The following is a 26710-nucleotide window of genomic DNA, read 5'->3' as shown; positions in this document are numbered from 1 at the left end:
CACCCTCTTTTGCACAAACCCGGCGGATCACAACAAAGCGGGGACCAGGGCGAAGGCACCCACTTCGCTGTGCCAACGCATCAGGGGAGCGTCCGAGCCAGAGAGGAGCCCCGTGGAACAGGAACCTGACGACCGCTCACCCTGGGCTTTCCGAAGGGCTTCAACAGGCGCTGCCCGAACGGGATGGAATACTTCAATGAACCGAATCAACCAGGACCGTCGGGCAAGGTCCACCAGAAGGTGGTTCCCACGGCGGGTTGGGAATCGGCCCAGATACGGCCCCCATGTCGCTCGATGATCCGCGAAACGATCGCCAGGCCAACGCCCATGCCAGGAATTTTGCTGCCTGCGTGAAGGCGTTGAAACAAGCCAAACAGTTTGTTGGCATGCGCCATGTCAAAACCTATGCCGTTGTCGCGCACAAAATAGGCCCCGCGAGCGGCATCGTGGCCAATCCAGACATTGGCCGAGGCCTGGTCTGCGGAGTATTTCACCGCGTTGTCCACCAGGTTGGAATACACCTGCCGCAACAGGCTTGCATCACCCATGGCCGGAGGCAGGGGCTGCAAGTGGATGGTCACCGGGGACACTTCCTCCGCAAAAGTCCGCACCACGTCCTGGGCTATTTTGCCCATGTCAACGGGCACCAGTTCCAGCTCCACCCTGACCACTTGCAGCAAACTCAGCATGTCGGTGAGCATCTGCCCCATGTTGCGCGACGAACGCACGATGCGCTCGAACATGTCGCGAGTTGAAGGGTCGAGTCCCTCGGTATCGCTCTCGGCAATCACCGCGGCAAACCCATTGACCGCGCGCAACGGCGCACGCAGATCGTGGGCGATCGAATACGAGATGGCCTCCATGTCCTTCAACGTGCGCTCCAGATCAACCGTCCGCTGGTTCACCCTCACCTCCAGGCTGGCGTTGAGCGCACGCACCTCTTCCTGTGCGGTCACCCGCTCGGTGATGTCCACGTGTGTTCCCGACATGAACAGCGCTTTGCCATCGCTGTCGCGGCGGTGAACCCGGCCTCGGGTACTGACCCAGACCCATTGCCCCGTTTTGTGGCGCATGCGCAGATCGCACTCAAAGTAAGGGATCTCCTGGGCGCAGTGGGCACGGTGACGATCCATCGCCAGGGGCAGGTCATCGGGGTGCAGCAAATCGGTCCAGGTCGTGAACCTCACCGGCACCAACTCTTCCAGGTTGTATCCCAGCATGTCTGCCCAACGCGCGTTGATGGTCATGTCGCCTGTGACCAGATCGGTTTCCCAGATCCCGGGGCGGGTTGCCTCAAGCACCCACTCCAGACGCTGCCGCTCCGCGCGCAAAGCCTCCTGTACCGCGATGTAGGAGGTGACATCGGTGCAGGTGCGCACCATGCCTCCGTCGCTCAAGGGATGGGCCTGTAGTTCCAGCGTGCGGCCGTCGCGGGTTCGTCGCAGGTACCGATCGGGTATTTGACCAAGGTTTCCACGGTCCATGGGCGCCCGAATACTTTCGTCGACGTAGGCCAAATCCGGACCGAAATCGCCTCGTTCCCGTTGAAAGCGCAACACCTGTTCGCCGGTCGGCTGGCCCAGCATCAGCGCCTCAGGCAAATCCAGCAGCTCCAGCATGCGCCGGTTGTACATCACGAACCGTCCGCTGGCATCCGACTTGGTCCACCCCTGACTGATGCTCTCCAGAGTGTCTTGCAGCGCCCGGGTTTTTTCACCCAGCAGCGAAGTGGTGGCCTGCAATTGCAGGCGCTCGGCCAGCAGCGCTTCTTGGATCTCTATGAAAGGCGTCACATCGTCATAGGTTCGCACAACGCTGCCGTCAGGCAGCTTCCGAGCGCGAATCTCCAGGCTTCGCCCGCTGCGGGTTTTCCTCAAATACCGAGCGGTGAAATGTTCATGCTGCGACTCGGTATGGGGCCCGCTCACCTGGGCCAGATAACGCTTGCCCTGGCCATCCACCCACTCGAGTTTGTCTCCAAAATCGCCTCGCTCCCGCTGGAAGCGCACCATGTCGCTGAACCTGGGCTGGTTCACCATCAAGTCTTCGGGAATCTCCAGCATGTCAATGCACTGGCGGTTGTACAGCACGATTCGCCCACTGGCATCCACCTTGCTCAGTCCCTGATTGATGCTCTTCAGCGTGTCCTCCAGCGACTGCGAATCCCGCACCGCCTCGGTCACATCGTTGATGAACCCATGCCAGAGAACTGAGCCATCGCCTTCCTGGCGGGGCACCGCCATCATGTTGCACCACCTCAAACCCTTCTCGGGCAATTCAAACCGCACCCTCTCGTGCAGCGTTGACATCTTCTGGTTGGACGCGTTCAAGGCAGACAGGAGCTTGTTGCGATCAGGCGGGTAAATCCGCGCCACAAACACTGAACCGTCGTGCAACAGCTGGGCAGGTTCAAGCTCAAGCAGATCTCGAACCGCATCGTTCACAAACGAGACCTCACTGGTGCCGTCCGGACGGGAACGCCCCTGAAACAAGACCGCTGGCACATGCGCGGTGATGTTTTGCACAAAAGCCAGTTGGGCCTCCAGACGTTCCTTGGCTTCCCGTTCCGCCGTGATGTCCTGAATGATCCCGAAATTGGACACGTCGCTGGTGGCCACATCGGTGCGGCTCATGCGGGTCCTGAACCAGCGTGTTCTCCCGTCGGGATGCAGCCAGCGGAACTCCAGCTCCCGGTTGTCGCTGGCTTCTCTCGCCGCCACCCACGCAGGCAGGTCATCGGGGTGAATCCCGCTGCGGCCTTCGACACGCGAGAGCACCGCCTTCGGCTGCAGGCCGCCGATGGCATAGAGCCCTGCAGACCATTCCACCGTGGCACTCGCATCGGTGTTGGTCCAGTGGCCCATGCGTGCCAGTTTCTCGCTGGCCTCCAGCAACTCCACCCTGTGTTGCAACGCGCGGTTGGCCGCTTCGAGCGCCAGCTCGGTTTCGTGCTCCTTCTTCACATCGCCCATGAAGACCAGCAGGCAAGGCTCCCCGTCGAGATCCAGGACAGTTGAATGGAGCCGCACGCGGTGCACCTGCCCGCCCCTGAAACGGAGCAGGTGGTGGGAATTGGTATTGGGCAATTCGGACAGGTATCTGGCCCGGTCATCGGGATCAGCCCAGAAATCGAACTCGCTGCTCTTGCGGCCAATCACCTGCTCACGCGGCAGCCCGGTCAGCGCCACCCAGGCGTCGTTGACGGCCAGCATCAATCCGTCGCTGTACCGTGCCACGCTGCCAGGCAAGGGCGATGCATCAAAAATCGCCTGATAAGGCAGTGCAACTGCTGGCTTGACGCCTTCCCGAGCCGCCTCGACCTTGTCGGCAGCGGCACGGTGGTCAGAATGGGGAGGAGATGGGGGTAGGTTCATGGGGAATGAGATGATCCAGCGTCTTGAAGACCTGCACCTTCGGAGATTGTCTCTGAATAAGCCATGGGTGATACATCTGAAAACCCGCAAAAGCCCCGCCCTTCTTTTGGCATCCAGCCTTGATGTGCTCCATTGAACCGTTGGCGCAGGGTGCCCGCTGCAGCGCCGAGATGCGCCTCCAGGCTGCGCAACCGGTTCAAGGCGAATGTGTCGCCCCGACCGCCTGACGCTACATTGTGCTGGGTCGGGCCTGCATACCCGCTTTTTCCGCGGCATTCGGCCCGCTCACCCGTCAGACCCACAGGAGTTTCCCCGCCATGAGTTCAGCGCTTCCGCCAGCCAGCATCTGGACGGTGCTCCAGGACAAGCCGTTTCGCGGTATGTGGGGCGCCAGCTTCGGGTACTTCACCGCCAACGCCATGATGGCCATGGCAGCGGCCTGGATGATGGTGGAACTGCAGGCATCCACCTTTGTGGTGGCGCTGGTGCAAACGGCTGTCTTCCTGCCCATGTTTGTATTGGCGCTGCCTGCGGGCGTGGTGGCCGATACGACCGACAGGCGTCGTTTGTTGTTGAGCACCCTCGTGGTGCAGGCGCTGGGCGTGGCGGTGTTGTCGGCGGCGTTGCTGGGTGGCGTGGCGGGCACGGGCACGGTGCTGTTCTTCACCCTGTTGTTCGGTTGCTGCACGGCGGTGTTCTCGCCAGCATGGAACTCGATGGTGGGCGAGATGCGGCCGCGCGAAGAACTGCCCCATGTGATTCTTTCCATGAGCATGGCCTACAACGGCGCGCGGGCACTGGGGCCGGCACTGGCGGGACTCTGGTTTGCCTGGCTGGGCTCGGCCTGGGTATTTGTTTTGGCGTCTGGCGGGGTCATGGGCATGTGGTGGGCGGTGCGGCGCTGGCCACCCAGGGCCCACCCGCTGAGCCGCTTGCCGGCCGAACGGGTCTGGGGCGGCACGCTGGCGGCTTTGCGCTATGCCCGGCATTCCAAACCCATGCTGGCGCAGCTGCTGCGAACCGCCGCGTTTGGCGGCACCGGTTCGGCGCTGTGGGCGCTGCTACCGGTGATCGGTCAGCAAAGGCTGGGGCTGGGCGCCGAGGGCTTTGGTTTGCTGATGGCCTGCCTGGGCACGGGAGCCGTGGGTGTCGGGGTATTTTTTGGGGCATTGCGCCAGCGCCTGGGGCTGGAGCGGCTGGTGGTGGGCGCAGGCGTGCTGTTTGCGCTGGTGATGCTGGTGTCTGCGCTGTCCCACACCCGCTGGCTGGTGTATGCGGCGCTGGTGCTGGGTGGCGCTTGCTGGATGGTCGTGATGACCACCTACAACACGGCCACGCAAGGCAGCGCGCCACCCTGGGTGCGTTCCCGCGCGTCGGCCCTGCACGTCTTGTCGGCCCTGGGGTCCTTTGCGCTTGGTTCGGCCTTGTGGGGTGCGCTGGCCAGCCTCGCCAGTTTGCCCGCTGCACTGTGCCTGGCGGCGGCGGCGATGTTGCTTGGCGCGCTGCTGGGGCCTTTGTTCCCGCTGCGCATGGGAGAGCACAAAGACGTGACCCAGGTGGTTCCTTTTGAGGACTTGATGGTGGCCGACGCCCCCCAGCCCAGTGCTGGCCCGATCGCGGTGGAACTGAGCTACCGCATCGTGCCGGGTCAAGCGACCAATTTTCTCAACGCACTGTCGCTGCTGAAAGCCCCCCGGCGACGGGACGGCGCCACTTTCTGGCGCATCTACCACGACCTGGGCGAATCCAATCGCTACGTGGAGCGGTTCATCGTGTCCAGTTGGGCCGACTATCTGCACCAGCGCGCCCGCACCACGGTGGCCGACAAGGAACTGGAAGCACAGCTCCTGGGCTTCCTCCAGCCCGGCACTTCCGTGGTCTTGCAGCACTACATCGCCGAGCGCTGATGAGCGGGCTGGTCGGCGCCGAAACAGTCAAATCCGCCCCAAAGGGGGCATTGCTACCCTGCCTGCTTGAGACGCCGGGCGAAGGCGCCTGCGCGGCGCACCATGGACTGCAAGCGCCAGCGGAAAAGCCGGGCGAGGGCCGTTGGGCTGACATCTGAAAGCGCGCGCGAACGCTGCTGGCCAGACTGCCCGCTGACATGCCCGCCAATGCCTGCACCCAGTTCTTTCTTCTGCAAAGCACCACATTCAACGTCGATGCCCATTGCGCTCAAACGGGCGACCGCCTCGGGCACCGCAGTGCGCCCCTGGGCGGCCACGTGGGGCTGTCCGCCGGTGAACTGAAGCCACAGCTTCGCCGTGCCGTCATCTGCCTGTCCCTCCACCCAGGCTCGCGCCACGTATTCAGGGAAACGCAAGGCGCGTTGCAGCAACGCACGGCGGGTCTGCCGGATGTCCCACCGGTGAAGCGCCGCATGCCCCCCGAAAAGAACGGTGGCCAGCAAGATGGCAAATTGAAGGTTGTTCACAAAAAATGGTCAGGGTCGATGCGAGGTTTTCCCCGAACGATTCGGGTAAACCCTATATTTTAACCAATTGGCCAAAGCGTCGCACAGGATCGGGCCCTCTGCGGTCAGTCCGCAGGGTGCGGTGACCGTTTTGGCCTCGGCGTTGCGCGGGGCGGTGGCAGCGAAGCTGGCCTGCGTGCTGCCGGGGCCCTTGCTTCCCTCGCGCAGGGGTGAGCACAAAACCCCGGCATGTCGGTGGTCTCGTTGCACCGCATCGCTGAGCGCTGAGAGGGTTGGAGCCGGGACTTGGCGGTCAGGCCGAAGGGATGGCATCCATAGACTGACCAGAACCGGGCTGGACACAGGCGGCCCCCTTGACTGACAGGTCCGGGGCACGTGCTGCGGAAGGGCGCTGGTCAGACCCTGATGCCGGCTGCTTTCAAGCGTTTGACCGCTTTGGCACAGCCCGTGCCTCCCTGAGCAGCCGTCTGGGGAGGTTCCCCGGTGAACTGAAGCCACAGCCTAGGAGACCCGTCACCTTCCAGGCTCTCGACCCAGGCTCGCTCCAGGTTTTCAGGGGCATGGCTTGCGCGCCGCAGCAGCGCACGGCGGGCCATGAGAACACTCCCCCAGTGAAGCGCCGAGTGCCCGCCGAAAAGAAAGACGGCCAGCAAGATCGCAAATAGAAAGATGTTCAAGAGGAACGACCAAGAGAGATGGGTGGCCTGCCTTCGCCGGGGGTTCGACGAAACAAAAGTCTACCAAACAGCCCCGATATCAGTGCATCCATGCCGCCACCGTGGTCAACGCTCAGCCTGCATGGCGTTGGCGCAGGGCGAAGGCCTCTTCAAAGGCTCGGAAGTCTGGGGGTTGTGGTGGGTCAAGCCAACACACCATGACCACAGATTGGTGTCGAATTTGGCCTTTTGCCCATTTCTGAAGCCTAAAAATGAAAAGGGGAACCCTATACTTTCGCGGGCATTCCAGACTACAAAAAGGCCGGTTCAAACCACAAAACAGCCCATGGGCATCGCAACGGTTCGAAGAAGACAGCGATCGTCTCCATTGCGCGAAAGACCTTCACCCATTGACCCATCAGCACCACAATGAAACCCGTCTTCGCACTCGCCGGCTGTTTGATCGCCTTGCCCGCCCTGGCGCAAATCGTTCGGTGTGATTTGCCGGATGGTCGGGTGGCCTACCAAGCGTCGCCTTGCGATACCGGAAAGGCGAGCCCTGTGAGACACGCAGATGCGCCAGCTTCGGACGATGGGCCTGCGTTTCCACCGCTGGCGGGCGGCAAGGATCCACTGATCGTCGGCGATGCCCAGTTTCAAGCGAGGGTTCGCGAAGCGCTGGCACTTTTGAAAACCCGGGATGCGCGCACCTACGTGGTCGTGACCGGGTACGTGGGAAAAATCGAGCAGGCCGCCCACAGCGGGATGGACGCCACCGCGGAGATACCGACCTTCAACATGAGTGACGCCACGGCCATGTATTCCGTGACGTGGGCTGCGGCGAGCATCGCGCATGACGCCTATCACTCCAAGCTCTATCACGACCACAAGGGCGCACACCCCAATAGCCGGGTGCCAGACAACATCTGGACCGGCAATATCGCAGAGTCCAAATGCATCCAGTTCCAGATTGCATCGATGCGCCGGTTCAACGCGCCTCAAAATGAAATCGACAACACCGCAGCCCAATTTCAGGGTTACTACGCCAATCAACCATTGAGCAAACGAAAACACTGAGCCGCTGCCGCTCGTTTTTCTGACGGGGAAATCGAATTCGGCTCGTGTCTTTTCCGCCTTTCAGGGCCTCTGCCATCCCCAGACCGAATTGACACCCCTGCCCGACCTGCCGCGGTCAGCCAAACCAAGAACACACCCACCCACAGATGTTCAAATTCGTCCAGCAACTCTTTGCTTCTTCAACAAAGCCAGGCAACAACCCACAGCCGTCGTCAACACCGCCCATCGACAAACAACCCGATCGACTCGAGGCAGCCGGGGCAGCAGCCATCGACCTGCCCGCCCTGATGCCCGAAGTGAACGGGTTCCCGCTGCCTGACTGGCACACGATCTTGAAATGGATCACCACGATCCCGAGTGAAGCCGATCAGGCCCAGGCCTGGGTCCGGTGCGAGATCGCTTGGCTGCAGCGCTTGCAAAGCGCGCTGGGTGCGGGCTACACGATTCGCACGCTCGACGATGTGGCCCTGCTGTCTTCGCTCGACGATGTGGCGGCGCGGGCCACGCTGTCCCACGTCAGCCGCTCAAGGCAGCGCGTATTGCACACACTCAAAGGCGTCGCTGCCTTGAAAGAATGGGGCTACGACATCCTGGTGGTCTTTGACGATCAGGACAGCTACTACCGCTACGCCAGCAACCACTACCCCGATGAAGGCGAGTTTGCTTTCAGCAGCGGCATGTACCTGAACGCCGGTTGTGGCCACTTCATCGTGGTCAAAAACGAACTGCTGGCCATCGAGCCCACCATCGTTCACGAACTCACCCACGCCTGCCTCACCCACCTGCACATTCCAGCCTGGCTCAACGAGGGACTGGCCGTGAACACCGAACACCGCTTCTACCCCAGGTCCAACGGCTCACACCGGGGCGGCCACGACGCCCAGCTTCTTCACCGCCGCCACCAGGCGTTTTGGGGAGCGCCCGAGATCCAGCAATTCTGGTCGGGTGACTCGTTCACCCGAACCGATGACGGCAATGCGCTGTCCTACGATCTGGCCAGCATTCTGACCACCCAGTTCGCCACGAACTGGCCCCAGTTCACCGCCTTTGCCAATGCGGCCGACCTGGACGACGGTGGTGCGCAGGCTGCACAAAAACACCTGGGTCTGTCATTGGGGCGAGCGGTCTGTGCGTTGCTGGAGCTGAACTACGACGCAGTCTTTGAACCCGACCCGAAACGCTGGCAAACCGAGCCGCAACCGGGGGCGTTTTGAGCAGCGCCGGGATCACACCCTCAGCCGCATCGCAAAGACACCAGATGGCCGTTGCCCTGTTCCTGCAAGGGCGCAAAAATGGCACACCCCGCGAACACAAGCGTTGCAATCAGGTCTTGCCCTTCTCGCCCAAATCGACCTGCTCCCGCAACGCCGTTTTCAACACCTTGCCGTAGTTGTTCTTCGGCAGGGAATCCACAATTTCATAGCGCTTGGGCCTTTTGAAACGGGCAATATGCTCCAGGCAGAAAGCGTCCAGCGCCTGGGCATCCAGCGCCACGGAAAGCCCTGCCTGCGGCACAACAAATGCCACCACGGATTCGCCCCACTCGGCGTCGGGTGTGCCCACCACGGCCACCTCGGCCACCCCGGGCGCCGTGAGCAACACCTCTTCCACTTCGCGCGGGTAGATGTTGGAGCCGCCACTGATGATGAGGTCTTTGCTGCGGTCCTTGAGGGTGAGGAAACCTTCGGCGTCGAGCGCGCCCATGTCGCCGGTCCAGAGCCAGCCGTTTCGAATGGCTGAGGCAGTGGCCTCGGGGTTGCGCCAGTAACCGGCCATCACGCTGTCGCCCTGAATCAAGACCTCGCCCACTTCACCGGGCGGCAGCGCCTGTCCGTCTGGCCCGGCCACGCGGATGCCCACGGGGGTTTGCGCCACGCCCACAGAGGCCAGGTGCTCAGCGTGGCTCGGGTGTGTGGCATTGGCAATCTGAGCGCGGCTGAGCGCGGTGCCGGTCATGGGGCTTTCGCCCTGGCCGTAGATCTGCACGAAGCGCGGGCCCATCACCCGCAAGGCGCGCTGGATGTCGGCGGCGTACATGGGTGCACCGCCATAGACGATGGTCTTGAAGCTGTGGCCGCACTCGGCGGGCGACCGCTGCTCCAACTCGGCTTGCTCCACGATGCGCTTGACGATGGTGGGCGCGGCGAACAACGACAGCGGCCCGATCTCGCGACCCAGCGCGAACAGCTCGGCGGCGTCGAACCCGCCCGAGGCGGGCACCACGTGGCGCGCGCCGGCCATGAGATGGGGAATGGCATAGAGCCCCGCGCCGTGTGACATGGGGGCGGCATAGGCAATGGCGTCCTCCGCGGCGATGGGGTCCACATCGTTGAAATAGGTGAGGCCCATGGTCATCAAGTTGCGGTGCGTGATCATCACACCCTTGGGTCGGCCGGTGGTGCCGCTGGTGTAGAACAGCCAGGCGGTGTCGTCGGGCGAGCGCGCTTCGATGTCGCTCAGCCCTGCGCCTTCGTTCAGCCACGCACCACACTCGCCCGAATCCACATCCATCACACCGTCGAGTCCGGTGACTTCTGCCGGGTTGGGCACGGTGCCGTTCGATACAAACGCCCAGCGGACCTGCGCGTTGTCCACGATCCACTGCAGCTCTTTGACGTGCAGCTTGGCATTCACCGGCACCACCACCAGCCCCGCCCACCAGGCACCGAACAGCAATTCCAGGTAGCGCGGGTGGTTGTGCATGAACAGCACCACGCGGTCGCCGGGCACCAGGCCTTGGGCCTGCAAACGGGCGCCCACACGGGCGGCCCGCTCGGCCCATTCGCCGTGGGTGGCCACACAGTCGGCGCCACTGAAGATCGCGGGGCGGCTCGGGTCGCGCCGGGCTTGTTTGAGCAGCAGGTGGGCCAGGTTCATGGGCGGGCGTCTCCAGGGTGAACAGGTGTGGGGTTTTTTGAATACCAGAGTGGTCGGCCCATTTTTCCACGACAGGCACACTGGAGCGTGCCCCGACCTACAGCGGCGCGCTCGGGAGGCGGGTTGACCGTGGCGCAGGCCTTGCTCAGCGGCCACGAAGCCGCCCCCGATTTTCTGGGCGGCCGACCAAAGGATCACCAGGGTTCGGTGCCGTTCACGCTGAAAAACCCGCCGGTAGGGCCGTCGTCTGGCAAGAGCGCCATACGAACCGAGGCCGCAGCCCCTTGAGCCACCGACTGCCCGCTCCCGCCGGTCAGATCGGTGGCGGTGTAGCCCGGGGCCACCGAATTGACCTTGATGCCTGAGTCGAGCAACTCGGCCGCCAAATGCACGGTCAACATGTTCAACGCCACTTTCGCCGTGTTGTAGCCCGTGGGCTTGAAGGGCGAAAACTCCCACGTTGGGTCGCTTTGCAGTGCGAGAGAACCAAGCGTGCTCGACACATTGACCACGCGCCCCGCCGTGGACTCTTTCAACAGCGGCAGCATTGCCTGTATGACCTCAAGCGTGCCGAAAAAATTGACCTCGAACACGCTGCGAACCGAAGCCACATCGACGCTGCTGACCGGGCCATCGGCCGGGGACGCTGCGCCAGCGTTGTTGACCAGCACGTCCAGCCGGCCGTAGGTGGCCTGAATCTCGCGCGCGGCCGCCACGATGGTGGCCCGCTCGGTCAGGTCGAGCGCCAGGTAGCGGGCATCGATGCCCTCCGCCCTCAAGCTGGCGGCGGCGGCCTCGCCGCGCGATGGATCTCGCGCGCCCAGAAGGACCATATGGCCCTGTTGACCGATCTGCCGCGCCGTTTCAAAACCGAGGCCCTTGTTGCCGCCGGTGATCAGCGCAATGCGCCGGGTATGGTCTGTCATGGAATTTTTTCCTCAGGTTGATCGCTGCGTTCAAAATATATGACGCATCCCTCAGTTTTGGAACTCGCATATGACACGCTCACAACCCAGCAGGCTGAAGCCGCGCAAACAACCGTCTCAGGCGCGTTCCAAGGTGACGGTGGAGGCGGTTTTCGAGGCAAGCATTCAGGTTTTGCTGCACGGTGGCGCTCGCGGCCTGACGACCGGCCGCGTGGCCGAACGGGCCGGGGTTTCGATCGGCACGCTCTACCAATACTTCCCCGGGAAAGAAGCGCTGCTCTATGCCTTGGTGAGCCGGCATCTGGACAAGGCGAACACAGCAGTGGAAACCGCTTGCCAACAACACCGGGGCAAGCCCCTGGCCGACTGCAGCAATGCTTTTGTCAAAGCCTATCTGGATGCCAAGATCGGCCACCCCGAGGCCTCACGCGCCCTCTACTACGCCTCTGCGGATCTGGACTTGAAGGATTTGGCCGATGCCATGATGCGGCGCTTGCACCAAGCCGCGTGCGAGCTCTTGGGCAGCGCAGAAAACACCCGGTTTGACGATCTGGAACCGGTGGTGTTCAGCTGGGTCGCGGTGGTCGTTGGCGGCACGCGCCAGGTATTTGAAGGGGATCAGATCGCCGCGCGCTTGCCCGTGTTTCGCGAACAGCTTGCACGCCTGTCGCTCGCTTATCTCCAAGCAAGCGCCTCGGCATGTCAGAGCCCGCTCACCCCCGCCGCAGTCAAGACACCCCGCTCTCGCAAGCCGATACCCAAAGCCTTGCCGTAATCGGTCAGGGTTTGTAGGTCAGGGGCCGCGACGCCGCGCTGGCACAGCGATTCGGCGCCAGATGCGGGCGAGGTGTTCAAGCCTGCACCAAGTAAGCCTCGTCCTACACGGGCGCGGGCGGCGGACTGACAGCGAAGCGCGCCCCGGCCAGCGACCATGAAGCCAACCCCTGCGTGTGCGGGTTGCGAACGCCCCGCGCCACTGCGGCTTCGGGGGCACGCCACAGGATTCAACATGCCAGATCAGACTCCCCAAACGCACCCGACCCCACCCAGCGCGCCTTCGACCAAGCCCGATCGGACAAAAAATCGCACCAAATCCACCGGACGCAAGGCGTTGATCGTGGGCAGTGTGGTGGTAGGTGCGGTGGCACTGGGCGAGCTGACGGGCTGGCCCTTCTTGCGCGATCCGCTGGAACAACAGATTCAAAGCCGAACGGGTATGGACATCACGCTCGATGGGCGCTATCGCACCCGGCTGCTGGTGAGCCCAATGATGAGCGTCGAGCGGATCACGTTGGGCGCGGGCGGCGGAGTGGTTGTGCCCCACCTGTTGAAGGCCAACAACCTGGCGGTGCAATGGCGCTGGAGCGATGTCTGGCGCGCGAGCAAGGGGGAAACGCTGCGCGTGAAATCGCTGCAGGCCGACCGCATCGACGCACACGCGGTGCGCCTCAAGAGCGGCGCCGCGAGCTGGGACATCCTGCCCGGCGACCCCGAAGAACCCACCCCACCCAAAGCCGAGCCCGCGCCTTTGCCCGAGATCGAACGGCTGGTCTTACGCGAGGGCGAGGTTGAATTTCGCGACGAAATGCTGGACATCGCGTTGAACGCCACCATCCGGCGCAGCAGCGAAGCGGACGACAAATTACCCTGGCAAGCCACGGCCGAAGGCCGCTACCGCGACGCACCGATCGAGCTCCAGGCCCAGGCCAGCGCCGACCTGCCCCTGCTGCTGAAAACCGTCAACAGCGCACCGCTGACCCCGCTGCGGCTCCGCGGGCGCATCGGCAGCACCGAGCTGGCCTTCGATGGCGCAGCAGGCGCACTCTGGACCGGCCAAGGGGTGAAAGGCCAACTCGCCATCAGTGGCGATTCGCTGCAGGCCAGCGCGGCACCGCTGGGAGTCACCTTGCCCGAAACACCGCCTTACCGGCTCAAGGCCCAGGTGGTGCGCCAGGGCTCAACCTGGACGGTGGTGAGCGACGAGGCCACGGTGGGCAGCAGCTCGCTCACCGCCAACCTGAAGTTCCAGACCGATGTGCAGCCGCCACGGCTCACAGGTGCGCTGGGCGGTGCCCGGCTCGCGCTGGCCGACCTGGCCCCCGCCGTGGGTGCCGACAAGCCGCCCCGCCGCTCGGACCGGGTCTTGCCCGACGAGCACTTCGATGTGCCCAGCCTGGGCCAGATGGACGCCGACGTTCAGGTCGACCTGAAGCAGCTGGATTTCGGCACGCCCACGCTGGCACCCGTTCAGGACCTCAAGCTGCACCTGCAGCTGGCCAACAGCCGCTTGGCACTCTCCGACCTCAGCGCACGCGTGGCCGGAGGCGCCTTGTCGGGCTCGACGGCGTTTGAAGTAAAAGGCGAGGTGCCGCAATGGGAAGCGGCGCTGCGTTTCGCCGAAGTGGATCTGGACAGCTGGATCCGCGGCCTGAGCAAAGACGATGCGAAAGACGCCAAGGGCGGGCAGCCCGATGCACGCTCCTACATGAGCGGCACACTGGACGCGTCAGCCCAGCTCAAGGGCCAGGGCCGCAGCGTGGCCGAGATTTTGGGCTCGGCCAACGGCCAGCTCCAGCTGCGGGTCACCGATGGCCAGCTGTCGCAACTGGTCACCGAAGCCGCAGGGCTGGACGCGGCCCAGGCGCTGGGCATGTTGGTCAAGGGCGACGAGCCATTGAAGCTCAACTGCGCAGCGGTGGATGCGGTGGTGCAGGACGGCGTGGTGAAGTCGCGCCATGCGGTGCTGGACAACGCCGACAGCACCTTGCGCATGCAGGGCGGCCTGAGCTTCAAGAGCGAGGCGATCCAGCTGCGCGTGGTCTCGGAACCCAAAGACTTTTCGCCGCTGTCGCTGCGCTCACCGGTCACGGTGGGCGGCCAGCTCAAAGACCCCGCCGTGGGCATCGAGGCCAAAGGCCTGCTGGCCCGCGCGGCCGGTGCGCTGGCCCTGGGCAGCGTGGCGCCGCCAGCGGCCTTGTTGGCATTCATCGATGTGGGCCACAACGCGGACACCATGCCCTGTGCCCCCACGCCCAGATCCGAAGCCCGCAAGGCCTCTGTTCCCGCACCTCGGAAAGCCCCATGAACGACAATCCATCAACCGCCTCTTCGCGAGCGCCTCGCAGCGCCTACCCTGCGACGCCAGGCACGCCGATAAACAGCGAAGGGACCCAGCCGGTGATGCCTGGCGTGCAGCGCTTTGTGTTGTCGGGCGCGGCCATCGCGCTGGGCATCCTGGGTTTGTACGTGGGACAGTCTTTGCTGATTCCGCTGGCGCTGGCAGCGCTATTGGCGTTTGTGCTGGACCCACTGGTCAGTTGGCTGCGCCGCTGGTCAATACCACGCAGTGTGGCGGTGGGCGTGGTCATCACGGTCACCCTGGCACTGATTTCTGGCGCCGCCTTCATGACCGCCCAGCAGGTCGGTGAACTCGGCCGCGAGCTGCCCACACACCGAAAGAACATCCAGAAAAAACTGCGCGATCTGCGCCCGGCGCTGGTGCCCTCGGGTGCAACAAAGGAGGTTTCCCGTTTGATGGGCATGGTCGAAGGCGAGCTGGACGCCGCCAAAGAAGTGCTCAAGATGGGCGACAAAAAACCGGCTGCGCGCGTCACACGGGTGGCGGTGGAGCCCGACAATGCTGGCCCCCTCACCTGGGAGCTGATCACCTCGGTGGGTGTGCAGCTGGGCACGGCCGCGCTGGTGGTGATCTTGCTGGTGTTCATGCTGCTGCAACGGCACGAACTGCGCGACCGTCTCTTGCGTCTGATGGGCGGCGACCAGCATCTGATGGCCGATGCCATGACCGAATCGGCCGAGCGGGTGAGCCGGTATCTGCTGGCCCAGGTCATGGTCAACCTGGGTTACGGCCTGCCCATGGCACTGGGGCTGTGGTGGATCGGGGTGCCTGGCGCGTGGTTGTGGGGCGGCCTGGCGGCGGTGTTGCGCTTTGTGCCTTATCTCGGACCGGCAGTGGGCGCGATTTTCCCCATGGTCATGGCCTTTGCCGTGGATCCGGGCTGGTCGATGGTGTTCTGGACCATCGGACTGATCGCCACCCTGGAGCTGATCAGCAACAACATTGTGGAGCCCCTGGCCTATGGCGGCAGCACCGGGGTTTCGCCGTTGGCGGTGTTGATTTCTGCGGCCTTCTGGGCTTCGCTATGGGGGCCCATGGGGCTGGTACTGGCAACGCCTCTGACGGTGTGCCTGGTGGTCATCGGACGCCACCTGGCACCGCTGCGTTTTCTGGATGTGTTGCTGGGCAGCGAGCCGGTGTTCGACGAACCCACCCAGCTGTACCACCGCCTGATTGCAGGCGACTTCGACGAGGCCGAAGACCTCGCGTTTGAACGCGTGAAACAGGGTTCGCTCGCCCGCTTTTACAGCGACACCGCGCTGCCCATGCTGGCCCTGGCCCACCGCCAGAACGCACAAGGGGCCACGGCGGCCCACCGCCACCGCCTGCTCGCCGGCACGGCGCGTCTGATCGAAGAACTGCGCGCCGACGACGGTACGGCGGCGACCGGTTCTGCCTCGCTACCGACCTTGCTCTGCGTGGGCCTGCGCACCGAGATGGATGCCCTGTCCGCCGATATTTTGGCGCACGCCTTCGTGCAGCAAAAACGCGCCGCGCTGGCGGTGCCCATGGCCGACCTCATGGAGGGGCCATCAGCGCGATCGGCATGGTCCAACGTACAGACGATCCACCTCTGCACCCTCAACGCCACACCGCAGACACAGGCTCGCCAACAATGCCGCCGTCTTCGCCGTCTGTGGCCTCAGGCACAGATCCATCTGGTGGGCTGGTGTGTGCCCGAAGCCATGGCCACCCCCGACCAGGCCCAGACCATGGGGGTGGATGCGGTGTTGACCCAGTTGCAAACGCTGATGGATGAGACCCCGGTCCAGACATCGGGGGACGGCTCTGCCAGCGGTGGCGGGCCAACCAGCGGCTCCAGCCCTCCGGGTCAACCAGAACCCGGCAGCCCGACGGCCGCGCCACTGGAACCACCCGGGCAAGTTCGTCTCGCCCGCGCTGTCCAGCGCACGGCGGAGGTGTTTGGTGTGCCAGTGGCCAGCCTGACCCTGAAAACCCCTGGCCCGGGCGTGCGTTGCCTGTTCGCCGGCATGCCCGGCCAGGCGGGCTGGCGCACCGAATCGACGCCAGAACCCATGTCTCCCTTGGGGCGGGTCTTGTCCAGCGCCGGGGCACTGCGGTTGAACGACTTGCTCAGCGACGCACGCCACCTCGGCGCGTCACACGCGGTGTACCGGCAGCGGGGTTTTTTTGCAGGTGTGCCGCTGCTGGATGCAGCCGGGCAAGTGGTGGGTGTGCTGGCGCTGCACGCGCCCGCCGGCCACACCATGAGTGAGACCGAAAGCCGCTTGCTGGCCGAGCTTGCACAGAACATGGGCGCTGACGCCTTGGCGTTGATCAGCGGCATGGGTGATCCCGCAGGCGCCAACGTTGCGCGGGCCACAAATCCGCCGCCCTGGTCAGCGCTGCCCACCGCCTCGCCCTGAACGCCCTGCGTGCCCTGTCCGGCGCCGCAAGGCGATGGCGGCCAACGGGTCGGGCGCGTTGGGGACATTGAAGCCAGAAAAAGGCCCGTGTCAGGATCCGGCAACGCCACTGACATACAGTGAGCGCCATGAATGACGCGCTTCCGCCCTTGATCACCGCCCTGCTCAACCCGGTGCACTATCCACACGCCGTGGACCAGGTTGATCTGGTGGTAACACATGGTGCCTGGGTGCTTCTGGCGGGCGAATTCGCCTACAAGATCAAAAAACCGGTGCGTTTTCCGTTCATGGATTTCAGCACCCTGGCCCTGCGACAGCGGGCATGCGAGACCGAGATCCGCGTGAACCGGCGCTTTCAGACCCACGACCAACCCGATACCCAGCTCTACATGGGAGTCATTCCCGTTCTGGGCACGCCAGAGGCGCCTCGCTGGGGAGAAGCACATCCCGCCAACGCGTCGAAGGCGATCGAATTCGCCGTGCAGATGCGGCGGTTCAACGAGACAGAGCGGGTTGACCACCTGTGCGAGCGCGGCGAGCTGACCCCCGCGCACATCGCCTCGCTCGCACGTCGCATGGTGAAATTCCAGTCCAGAGCCGCGGTGGCCGATGGAACCCAACCATGGAGTCACCCGGCAGCGGCCATGCGCTGGCCGCGCGAAAACTTCAACCAATTGCGTGCTTTGCTGACCGCGCCTGCCGACCTCGCCCTGGTGCGCGCGCTGAGTGAATGGACGGAACAGTTGTTCGTGGCCATTGAACCCCTGTTGGCGCGACGGCGGCAAAAAGGCCGTGTGCGCGAAGGCCACGGCGATTTGCATCTGGCCAACATGGTGGTGATCAACGGCGAGGTGCTGCCGTTTGACGGCATCGAATTCAACGACGAGCTGCGCTGGACCGATGTGGCCAGCGACATCGCGTTCGCCTGGATGGACCTGTTGAACCACCGCCGGCCGGGTTTGGCCAATGCCCTGCTCAGCGACTGGCTGGATGACAGCGGCGACGTGTCGGCACCCACCGTGTGGAGTTTTTTCGCGAGCTACCGAGCGGGGGTGCGCGCCAAGATTGCGGCGATTCGGCTGGATCAACTGGGTGGCCCTGGCGCTTCTCCAGAAGCCGACGCGAGCCTGGCCGAGGCCCGGCGCTATCTCGCGCTGGCGCAAGACATTGCCTATCCACCCCCCCCTCAACTGGTGATCACCCACGGGCTTTCAGGCAGCGGAAAAACCTGGGCATCAAGCCAATGGCTGCAAGCCGAGACGAGCGGGCGGGCGATCCGGCTGCGCTCGGATGTGGAGCGCAAGCGGCTGCACGGCGTGAGTGCGCTCGCGCCCAGCGGATCGGGCCTGAACGCCGGCCTCTACACGCCGCAAGCCCACACCGACACCTACGCGTCGCTGCTGTCGCGGGCGCGCATGCTGCTCAACGATGGCTGGAGCGTATTGGTTGACGCGGCCTTCCTGCGCCGCTCGGAACGGGATGCCTTTGCCGCGCTGGCCATGGCCGCAGACTGCCCGTTTCACATCCTCGCACCCGAAGCCCCCATCGACGTGCTGCGCGCCCGGATCACGGCGCGGCAAGCCACGGGCACCGATGCCTCGGAGGCCACAGTGGCGGTACTGGAACAGCAACTCGGGTGGCTGGAACCCCTGGCCCCCGAGGAACGCTTGATCACCAAGGCCACGCCTTAGTGCAATGCCGGGGGGGCGTCCCTGCGGTGGGCACTCCCACGCTTCGCACAGGTTGAGGCAGTGGCCCGACATGTGGGCCCTGTCCTACGTCCACCCCTGCTGTTGGCCGACACACCGGCCCACCACGCTTTCCTAAACTGGTTCCAACGCACCAAAAGTTGCTGCGTTGACATCAACCCAAGGCCACGTCACATGACGCCGGCCCCTATCAGGAGAGCACCATGTTGCACTACGCCGTCGTATTTTTTGTCGTTGCATTGATCGCAGCCTTGCTGGGCTTTGGCGGTATCGCCGCGGGTGCTGCCGGAATCGCCAAGATCCTGTTCGTGGTTTTCCTCGTCATGGCCCTGGTTTCGTTTCTCTTCAGCCTGAAGAAGAAGTAGCGACCCGCGCTGTCCCACCGACCAGCGCCATTGCCCTCCCCCCATCGTTCAAATCAGGAGTTACCCATGACCAGCAAAGCCAAAAACGCCGTTGAGACCACCGAAGAGATGGTCGACAACGGTGCCGAACTCGCCGAGAAGACCGTGGCCAAAACCGCCGCCAAGGCCGACAACGCCATCGACAGCGCCCAGCACGCGGTCGCCGACGCCGAAAAATCCATCCAGGCCGGTTTGCGCCAGGTCAAGGAGGCGGTTCCTGTCACCCTGTCGCGTGCAGCCATCCAAGCCGAAGAACTGGCCCGCTCTGGCATTGACAAGGCCCGCGCTGCGGGTTCCACCGTGGCCGTCAAGGCCAACAAAGCCAGTGAACAAACAGCAGACTATGTGCGCAGAGAACCGACCAAAGCCCTGTTGATGGCCGCAGCCGCCGGCGCTGCCGCCACCTTGCTGGTGGGCTGGGCCACCCGCCGTCGCGACAGCAACCGCTATTGATCGAGGAAAAACCGAAGGGGCTCGAGCCCTTCTCGCCTGCCACCGCCGAGGAGGGCATTCGACCCGTCCCCGTTTGCCCCCCACCGTGACCATCACGGTGGCCCGTTGACTACCGCCCAGGACCACCCCCTTGATTCACCCCGCCTTCATCGCCTTCGCCAAGCGGCCCGGCTTGCTGCTGGAACACGCCGACGCCTACACCGATCTCGCATCGGCCGAGCTCGATGAATGGGCTGCCCGCTGGAAACGGCATGCGGTGGTCTGCGTGGCCGCTGCGGTGCTGCTGGCCCTGGGTCTGCTGCTGGCTGGAACAGCAGGATTGCTGCTTGCGGCCCTGCCCTTGCACGCGATGCCCCTGCCCTGGCTGCTCTGGGTGATTCCCGGGGTACCGCTGCTGATCGGTGCGGGTCTGGGCTGCAGCGCTCTGGCCGCAAAGAAGCAAGCGCCCTTCACGGCCCTGCGCCAGCAAGTGTCCCAGGATCTGGCCACACTCAAAGTACTGGATGACGAATGAGCCACGGCCCCACGCCCCACGCCGCCATCCTCTCGCCTGCTGAGCGAAAGGCCCTTGCGCTGCACCGCATAGAAGCATCGCGCACCCAGCTCATCGTTCATGTCTACCCAGAGCCCGTTCGACGCCCACACGCCGGCGACAAATCGTCCACGCAGCCCCCTGTCTGGAATGGCCTGGCCGGCTTGATGGCGCGAGCAGAGCGCAACGGCCTGGTCAATGCCGTCTGGCGCACCACCAGGGCCTTGGGTCGTCGCTGGTGGACGCGCCAGCCCTGGCACGCATCGGTCGATCTCGTCGCCGGTACGCTGGCCCACGAAGCCAAGCCCATCATTCGACAGCACCCCTGGGCCGCGCTCGCCGTGGGCGGCGCTGCAGGCGCAGCTGTGGTGGTGATCCTGCCCTGGATCACCCGGTCGATCAAAGCCCAGGCCGACCCTTGGCGCAACAACCTGGGCGGCATGGTCTGGCAACAGCTCAGCCAGGCCCCGGTACAGCTGGCATTGACCGGGGCCTTGACCGCCTGGATCGCCGACATCAACAAACGCTCGGCCGCCAAGGAGTGCGAGCACCCAGCCTCCGCTGCACCCACCACTGCCGATTCGCCAGAAGCGTCGCCACGCTGAAACGCCCCGGCGCCCCAACACCTTCCTCAATACCCTGGCCCAACACCATCACCAAAAAACCCGGCCTGAATCGCCGGGCTTTCCGCGTGCAGCGACTCGCCACTCGGGCTCTCACTTGAATTGCGCGCCCTTCAAAGCGGCGCCTCATGCAGCTCCAGAGGCCGGCCCCCATGGCCGCGGAACGGCGTGCGGCCGTCGACATCCCTTTTGCTCGCCGAAGGCACCTGGATGCGTTGTACAACCACGCCTGCCGCCGAAGCTGTTTCGATTCGAAGGCCGCATGATCCCGGCGCGGCGCCACCCTGGTTGGCACGGCGTGCCTGCAAAAGCTCTATACAGGCCTGTTCTGCCCGCTGCGTGAACCCCGCGCCTGGGCGTATACCCAGGTGAACTCCGCGCCCAGCAAAAACACCTGCGCCGAGTAATAGACCCACACCAGAACCACCACGATGGACCCTGCGGCGCCGTAAGCCGACGCGATACCGGTGGCGCCCAGATAAAGCCCGATCAGGAACTTGCCCACACTGAACAGCAACGAAGTCACCACCGCACCCACCCAAACATCTTTCCACTGCACATGGGCCCGGGGCATCAGCTTGTAAATCATCGCAAAAATCACCGAAGTGAGCAGGTAGCCCACGCCGAAGTTCAAGCCCTGGGCGACCCATTCCCAGGATCCCAGCGCGCTGCTCCACCAGCGCCCCAGCGCCGTGACCACCGCACCCACAACCAGCGACACCATCAGCAAAAAAGCCAGCCCCAGGATCAAACCGAAAGACAGCACGCGTGCGCGCAACAGCCCCCACAGGCCGGTTCCGGCCGGTCGGTCTGGAGCCTCCCAGATGCGGTCCAATGCGCCCTGCAACTCGGCAAACACCGTGGTCGCACCCACCAGCATCGCGCCCAGGCCCACCACCGTGCCCCACCAGCTTTCTGCTGGTTCGCGGGCACTGGCCACCATGGCCTGGATCGACGCTGCCGCCTGCTGACCAAACAGCCCCACCAGCTCGTCCATCAGGTGGCCCTGCGCCGCCTCGCGGCCCAGCAACAACCCCGCCAACGAAATCACGATCAGCAGCAGGGGCGCCATGGAAAAGAAGGTGTAGTACGACAGTGCAGCCCCCATGCTGGCGGCGCGGTCATCGATCCAGCCTTGCACCGTGGCCTTGCCCATGGACCACCAGCCCCGCTCGCGGCGTGAGGGCAACGGTGAACGGTGAGCTGGATGCGCCGAAGGCATGCCCGGCAAGGCGCCCTCGGAAGCTGCGTGCATGGCGTGGTGGAGGTTCATGGAAACCTATCGTGCGCGGGCACAGCGCTCCCGGGGGTCGGACACCAGAGCCCCGGCCTGTAGGACAGGCACCCGCCTTGCCATGGCTTGACGACAAGCGCAACGCCAGGGCAAGGGTCAGCCCAGCACGCTCCGGTTGCTCAGCCAGAGCGTGGCGTTCAACACCCCGGCGAACGACACCCAGGCCCACAGGGGCAACAACAGCGCGCCAAACAGCGGCCGCACCCGCCAGAAGGAACGGACGGTGAGCGCCAGCAGCAGCCAAAGCACGGTGATGTCCAGCAGCGCCCAGGCCCCCAGATGCCAGTTGAAAAACAGCCAGGACCAGAGCGCATTGGGCAGCAAGGCCAGCGCGTACCAGACCAGGCCGGTGCTGCCCTCAACCGTGTGGCGGTGGCGCCAGACCAGCCACGCCGCCGCGCCCATCAACAGGTACAACAGCCCCCATACCGGGCCAAACACCGAAGGCGGCGGCGCCCAGCCGGGTTGTTGCAGACTGCCATAGAAGCCCGGCGCATTGGCTGAAGCCCAGCCACCCAGGGCAGCCGTCAACAAGGTAAGCCCCCACCACAACAGGGCACCACGCGCGCTGTCTAGCGACAGGGCCGGCACCACCGGCGAGTGGCGCTGTACCGCGTTGCCTGTCAAAAGCGGTGAGACGGATGTGGGTTGCATGAGCGGCTCCTTGCTGTAGGTATCGATCCCGGGCCCGGTCCCGAAACAGCCGGGCACCAAACCTTCAGCTTAAGCGCTGGCCACTGCACCTGCGTGTCAGACAACGCCGGTATCGGCAGCAAGCGCCCCCTCCGATGCGCCAAGGCAATGCAGCCCTGTCGACACCGTGCCTGGCCACGACCCCACACTCGCAGGCCCGGTTCGGAGCGTTTCTGCCGATTCCACGCACCCTTGACTGCTTGTCGCTTCTGGCCATCACGGCAAGCCGGGGTTTGAACCCGTCCACGGCTGCACCCACCAGCCACGAGCTACGTGCCACGTGCGACTCAACGAACCGATGCCGACGCTGGATCTGGAAGAAACCGGGAATGGCAACAGCCAATCGAAGAAGATCGCCGGCCGCGCGACCTGCCCGACGAACAGACGCCATGCGAGCAGCGTCCAGTAGCCAGTAGCCAGTAGCCAGTAGCCAGTCTTCCTGCCACGGGAATCATCACGGCAATGCCCGTCTGGCACCGCTGAGTCCAAAGGATCCACGGCTGCTGAACGGCGGCGCCAAACAACCGTGAAACAGCTCTGAAAACACAGCGAATTCAAAGCTGGCTGCGCAGCAGTCGCGCGCCCTGTTCGAGCAACTTTTCCTGCCAGGGCCGGCTGCGCCACATGGCGAGGGTGATGCGCTCACCCTGTGCCCAATCCGTCTCGAAAACACGGTGCATGCGCGCGGCGAACGAAGTGTCCAGCACGTTGAGGTTGGCCTCGTCGTTGAGCAAGAACGACCGGTTGTCGAAATTCGTCGAACCCACCGAGACAAAGCGCCCGTCCACCACCAGCCCCTTGTTGTGGAACATGGTGGGCTGGTACTCGGCGATCTGCACCCCTGCGCGCAGCAAAGGCCCCCAGCTCGCCCGCGACGCCTTGCGCACGAAGATCGAGTCGATGTGTCCGCTGGGCAGCAACACCCGCACCACCACACCGCGCGCTGCGGCGGCCGTGAGTGTGTGGATGGTGAGCGAATCGGGCACAAAGTAGGAGGCCGACAAATCGATGTGTTGGCGCGCAGCGGTGAGCGCCAGCAGAAACATCAAATGCATGCTTTCGCTGCCACCCGAAGGCGAACTGCTGAACATCTGTGCGGCCTGGTCACCCATGGGCCTTAACACCGGAAAGTAAGACTCGCCGTGCAAGACATGACCGGTGGCGCGCATCCAGTTGTCCAGAAAAACCGCCTGCATCTGGGCCACCACCGGGCCTTCGACGCGAAAGTGCGAATCCCGCCACTCTTCGGGCGAACGCGCATCGCCCTGCCATTGATCTGCGATACCCACGCCGCCGGTGAACCCCACCGCGCCGTCGACCACCAGCAGCTTGCGGTGGGTACGGTTGTTCATGCGGCCCCAGTGGGTCCAGTGGGGCTTGTGAAAGCGATTGATTTCCACGCCGCTTTTCTCCAGCCGGTCCAGCATGGAATCGTCCATCTTCACGCTGCCCACCCAGTCCAGCAGCACATGCACGCTCACCCCCGCACGGGCCCGCTCACACAACGCAGCGACAAAAGCCTCACCCACTTCGCCACTCCAATAGATGAAGGTTTCAAAGGTGATGGTGTTCCGGGCTGCCGCAATGGCGTGAAGCATGGGCGGAAAGATGCGGTCGCCATTGAGCAGAATTTCAACACGGTTGCCTTCCAGCAACTGAGGGCCCAACAAGGCGCTGAGCGAACGCCTGAAAGCCCCTTCGTCTGCGTCGTACAAACGGGGCAGGGTCTTTTCGATGCGCTTTTCGCCGCCCATCAGGTTGATCACCAGCAAGGTGACAAACAGCGTGACCACCACCGCCAGCAGTGCAACGCCTGCGTGTGTTGCGCTCACCGACATGGGTTTGAGGGCATCACTGGATGAGGCCGTTGGTCATCGCGTAATAGGTGAGATCGCTGTTGCTGGACAGCTTGAGCTTTTCCAGCACCCGCGTGCGGTAGGTGCTCACGGTTTTCACGCTCAGGAACATCGCCTCGGCCATGCTGCCCACCGTCTCGCCCTTGGCCAGGCGCAAAAATACCTGAAGTTCGCGCTCCGACAGCAGTTCGTGAGGCGGCCGCTCCAGACCACCAGCGGCCCCTTCCGCCAGCAGCATGGCCACCGACTGGCTGATGTACTTGCGCCCCATGGAGACCGTGCGAATGGCTTTGACGATCTCCTCGGGATCGCATTCCTTGTTGAGGTAGCCGCTGGCGCCCAGGCGAAGCAGGTTGGTCGCGTAATGAGCCTCGGGAAAGCCGCTCAAGATCAGCACAGAAAGATCTGGAAAGCGCGCCTTGATGGCTTTGAGCGCGTCCACGCCACTCTGGTCAGGCATCGAGATATCCATCAGCAACACGTCGATATCACCAGCCCGCACCAGTTCCAGCGCTTGCACACCATTGCACGCCTCGCCAGTGACCCGCACATCCACATGCTCGGACAAGTACTGCTTGAGGCCGGCTCTCACCACGGCATGGTCGTCACAAATTCCCACTCGAATCATTGAAGTCTTTCTACCGGCTGGTAAGCGCCAGTGGCGCGATAGCGCTCACTGTAGCCCCAGATGGCAGGCGTGACTGTCAGACAAGGCCTACACCTGACCGACACGGCCGCGGCCTCCTCTCCTACACAGGCTCAGCCCTCGCACCGACAACGTTCGAACCTGCGCCTGCCTACAGTGGACACACAGCAAAACACATCGCTGCTGTACCCGGGCCAGCACACAGGGCTGGTGCACAAACCACAAAGGAGCAATCACATGAACTGGAACCAAATCGAAGGCAACTGGAAGCAACTCAAAGGCAAGGCCGTGGAGCAGTGGGGCAAGCTCACCGACGACGATCTCGACGTGGTCGCAGGCAAGCGAGAGCAGCTCGCCGGAAAGATTCAGGAGCGCTATGGCATTGCCAAAGAAGAAGCCGAAGCGCAAGTCGCCCAGTGGGAACGCAGCGCCACGGACGACTGGTTCAAAAACTGAGCATGCGGTGGCGGGCACTCGATGTCCGCCCGCCGAACCGGTCACGCACCACCTCTCGCGTGTCTGCCCCCCAACATCGAAGGAGAACCCGACATGAACATCACCCGTCGCACCCAACTCGTTTTGGCCACCACCGCGGCCGCTTTCGCCCTGGCCGCTTGTGGTCAAAAGGAAGACGCCACTGTGGGCCAGAAACTCGACGGCGCCATCGAGCAAACACAAATGGCGGCCACCGAAGCCAGGCAAGACATTCAGGCCGCTGCCTCTGACGTCCGACAAGACATTGAAAGCGCCGCCAAAGACATGAAGCGAGAAGGCGAGCAGGCTGCTCAGACGGTCTCGGACAGCGCCGCAGACCTGGCCATCACCGCCAAAGTCAAAACCGCCCTCGCTGCCGACGACCAGTTGAGCGCGCTGGGCATCAATGTAGACACCAACAACGCCGTCGTTTCGCTGAAAGGCCCGGCGCCCAGCGCCGAAGCCGCCGAGCGTGCCACGGTACTCGCCAAAGCGGTGGATGGCGTCACCGCTGTCAACAACATGCTGGTTGTGCAGCCGACCAAATCCTGAGTCTTAGAGGAGAGCATTCCGTGAAAAAATCCGACCCTTCCAACACCGCCAGACAGGCCAAAACCAGTCGATCCGCCAAAGGAATGAGGCTGGATGAAGCCGGCCTGAGGGCCGCGCGAACCAACCTCAAGGCTGGCGCCCACACCCCCGCGTACGGTCCATGGAGAGACGACGTGGTGCGACTGCTCAACGACGCATTGGCCACCGAACTGACCTGTGTGCTGCGCTACCGTCGGCACCACTTCACCGCCGACGGTCTGGCCTCGCCCAAGATTGCCGAGGAGTTTCTGGTGCACGCCAACGAAGAGATGGCCCACGCCGACCGCCTCGCCCAGCGCATCGTCCAACTGGGTGGCGAGCCCGACTTCAACCCCTCCAGCCTGAGCGGCCGAAGCCACGCCGATTACGACGCCTCCAAAAGCCTCAAGGACATGATTAAGGCGAACCTGGTGGCCGAGCGCGTTGCCGTGGAAAGCTACCGCCAGATGATCGACCTCATCGGAACCAAAGATGCCACAACGCGCCGCATGCTTGAGGACATCCTGGCCGACGAAGAGGAGCACGCCGACGAGCTTTCCGACTGGCTGCAGCCCTGAACGTCCGG

At 63.9% G+C, this 26710-nt stretch carries 22 protein-coding genes; 14 read left to right on the top strand and 8 right to left on the bottom strand.

Annotation, left to right across the window (positions count from 1 at the left end; translation table 11 throughout):
* Window positions 1–206: 206 nt before the first annotated feature.
* A complete protein-coding gene (locus LPB072_RS07455; protein WP_066093411.1) occupies window positions 207–3374 on the bottom strand; it encodes a PAS-domain containing protein in 3168 nt (1055 codons plus the stop codon).
* A gap of 317 nt (window positions 3375–3691) precedes the next feature.
* Here LPB072_RS07455 and LPB072_RS07450 point away from each other — a divergent pair, with 317 nt between their 5' ends.
* On the top strand, window positions 3692–5281 hold the full coding sequence (locus LPB072_RS07450) for an MFS transporter (protein ID WP_066093408.1): 1590 nt from the start codon (window positions 3692–3694) through the stop codon (window positions 5279–5281).
* Window positions 5282–5334: 53 nt separating this feature from the next.
* On the opposite strand, the gene LPB072_RS07445 is transcribed toward LPB072_RS07450, so the two are convergent.
* Window positions 5335–5808, bottom strand: a complete 474-nt coding sequence (locus LPB072_RS07445) for a hypothetical protein (protein WP_066093405.1) — start codon at window positions 5806–5808, stop codon at window positions 5335–5337.
* A 1085-nt stretch (window positions 5809–6893) separates the two neighbouring features.
* Here LPB072_RS07445 and LPB072_RS07435 point away from each other — a divergent pair.
* A complete protein-coding gene (locus LPB072_RS07435; RefSeq protein WP_066093400.1) occupies window positions 6894–7541 on the top strand; it encodes a hypothetical protein in 648 nt (215 codons plus the stop codon).
* A gap of 146 nt (window positions 7542–7687) precedes the next feature.
* Window positions 7688–8755 carry a hypothetical protein gene (locus tag LPB072_RS07430; RefSeq protein ID WP_066093397.1) on the top strand — a complete coding sequence of 356 codons (1068 nt, stop codon included), beginning with the start codon at window positions 7688–7690 and terminating at the stop codon, window positions 8753–8755.
* Between the two features lie 109 nt (window positions 8756–8864).
* Here LPB072_RS07430 and LPB072_RS07425 read toward each other — a convergent pair whose 3' ends face one another.
* Both LPB072_RS07425 and LPB072_RS07420 read right to left on the bottom strand, forming a co-directional pair.
* The gene (locus tag LPB072_RS07425) at window positions 8865–10418 is read right to left on the bottom strand and encodes a class I adenylate-forming enzyme family protein (RefSeq protein ID WP_066093395.1); all 1554 of its coding nucleotides are present in this window, start codon (window positions 10416–10418) and stop codon (window positions 8865–8867) included.
* A gap of 194 nt (window positions 10419–10612) precedes the next feature.
* Window positions 10613–11344, bottom strand: a complete 732-nt coding sequence (locus LPB072_RS07420; protein ID WP_066093393.1) for an SDR family oxidoreductase — start codon at window positions 11342–11344, stop codon at window positions 10613–10615.
* Between the two features lie 70 nt (window positions 11345–11414).
* Here LPB072_RS07420 and LPB072_RS07415 point away from each other — a divergent pair, with 70 nt between their 5' ends.
* The 8 genes from LPB072_RS07415 (at window position 11415) to LPB072_RS07380 (ending at window position 20573) form a co-directional block, all read left to right on the top strand.
* Window positions 11415–12119, top strand: a complete 705-nt coding sequence (locus tag LPB072_RS07415) for a TetR/AcrR family transcriptional regulator (protein ID WP_066093391.1) — start codon at window positions 11415–11417, stop codon at window positions 12117–12119.
* 234 nt (window positions 12120–12353) lie between these two features.
* A complete protein-coding gene (locus tag LPB072_RS07410; protein ID WP_066093389.1) occupies window positions 12354–14429 on the top strand; it encodes an AsmA family protein in 2076 nt (691 codons plus the stop codon).
* A complete protein-coding gene (locus tag LPB072_RS07405) occupies window positions 14426–16870 on the top strand; it encodes an AI-2E family transporter (protein ID WP_066093386.1) in 2445 nt (814 codons plus the stop codon). Before LPB072_RS07410 ends, LPB072_RS07405 begins: the two co-directional genes overlap by 4 nt.
* Window positions 16871–16998: 128 nt before the next feature.
* Entirely contained in the window at window positions 16999–18561 is a 1563-nt protein-coding gene (locus LPB072_RS07400) for a bifunctional aminoglycoside phosphotransferase/ATP-binding protein (RefSeq protein WP_066093383.1), read from the top strand.
* Window positions 18562–18782: 221 nt separating this feature from the next.
* A complete protein-coding gene (locus LPB072_RS07395; RefSeq protein ID WP_070263910.1) occupies window positions 18783–18944 on the top strand; it encodes a DUF1328 domain-containing protein in 162 nt (53 codons plus the stop codon).
* Window positions 18945–19010: 66 nt separating this feature from the next.
* The gene (locus LPB072_RS07390) at window positions 19011–19436 is read left to right on the top strand and encodes a hypothetical protein (protein WP_066093380.1); all 426 of its coding nucleotides are present in this window, start codon (window positions 19011–19013) and stop codon (window positions 19434–19436) included.
* Window positions 19437–19566: 130 nt separating this feature from the next.
* Entirely contained in the window at window positions 19567–19950 is a 384-nt protein-coding gene (locus tag LPB072_RS07385; RefSeq protein WP_066093378.1) for a phage holin family protein, read from the top strand.
* Window positions 19947–20573, top strand: coding sequence for a hypothetical protein (locus tag LPB072_RS07380; protein WP_066093375.1), 627 nt, complete (start codon window positions 19947–19949; stop codon window positions 20571–20573). The genes LPB072_RS07385 and LPB072_RS07380 overlap by 4 nt, the downstream gene beginning before the upstream one ends.
* 331 nt (window positions 20574–20904) lie before the next feature.
* Here the strand turns inward: LPB072_RS07380 and LPB072_RS07375 are convergent, their stop codons facing one another.
* The 4 genes from LPB072_RS07375 to LPB072_RS07360 all read right to left on the bottom strand — a co-directional run bounded on the left by LPB072_RS07375 (window position 20905) and on the right by LPB072_RS07360 (window position 25062).
* On the bottom strand, window positions 20905–21864 hold the full coding sequence (locus tag LPB072_RS07375) for a YihY/virulence factor BrkB family protein (RefSeq protein WP_331000312.1): 960 nt from the start codon (window positions 21862–21864) through the stop codon (window positions 20905–20907).
* A gap of 117 nt (window positions 21865–21981) precedes the next feature.
* Window positions 21982–22539: a TspO/MBR family protein gene (locus LPB072_RS07370; protein WP_082877079.1), complete on the bottom strand. Its 558-nt coding sequence runs from the start codon at window positions 22537–22539 to the stop codon at window positions 21982–21984.
* Between the two features lie 593 nt (window positions 22540–23132).
* Complete coding sequence (locus LPB072_RS07365) at window positions 23133–24416, bottom strand: phospholipase D-like domain-containing protein (protein ID WP_066093368.1); 1284 nt, start codon at window positions 24414–24416, stop codon at window positions 23133–23135.
* 13 nt (window positions 24417–24429) lie between these two features.
* Window positions 24430–25062 (bottom strand): response regulator, encoded by a 633-nt coding sequence (locus LPB072_RS07360; RefSeq protein WP_066093366.1) that lies wholly within the window; start codon window positions 25060–25062, stop codon window positions 24430–24432.
* 255 nt (window positions 25063–25317) lie between these two features.
* Here LPB072_RS07360 and LPB072_RS07355 point away from each other — a divergent pair, with 255 nt between their 5' ends.
* The 3 genes from LPB072_RS07355 (at window position 25318) to LPB072_RS07345 (ending at window position 26702) form a co-directional block, all read left to right on the top strand.
* On the top strand, window positions 25318–25536 hold the full coding sequence (locus LPB072_RS07355; protein ID WP_066093702.1) for a CsbD family protein: 219 nt from the start codon (window positions 25318–25320) through the stop codon (window positions 25534–25536).
* Window positions 25537–25629: 93 nt separating this feature from the next.
* Window positions 25630–26106, top strand: coding sequence for a BON domain-containing protein (locus tag LPB072_RS07350; RefSeq protein WP_066093699.1), 477 nt, complete (start codon window positions 25630–25632; stop codon window positions 26104–26106).
* Between the two features lie 83 nt (window positions 26107–26189).
* Entirely contained in the window at window positions 26190–26702 is a 513-nt protein-coding gene (locus LPB072_RS07345) for a ferritin-like domain-containing protein (protein WP_066093696.1), read from the top strand.
* Window positions 26703–26710: the final 8 nt, after the last annotated feature.

Source organism: Hydrogenophaga crassostreae (assembly GCF_001761385.1).
GTDB classification, from domain to species: domain Bacteria; phylum Pseudomonadota; class Gammaproteobacteria; order Burkholderiales; family Burkholderiaceae_C; genus Hydrogenophaga; species Hydrogenophaga crassostreae.
Note: the sequence above shows the minus strand (reverse complement) of the source record. Positions and strands in the feature narration are given on the sequence as shown.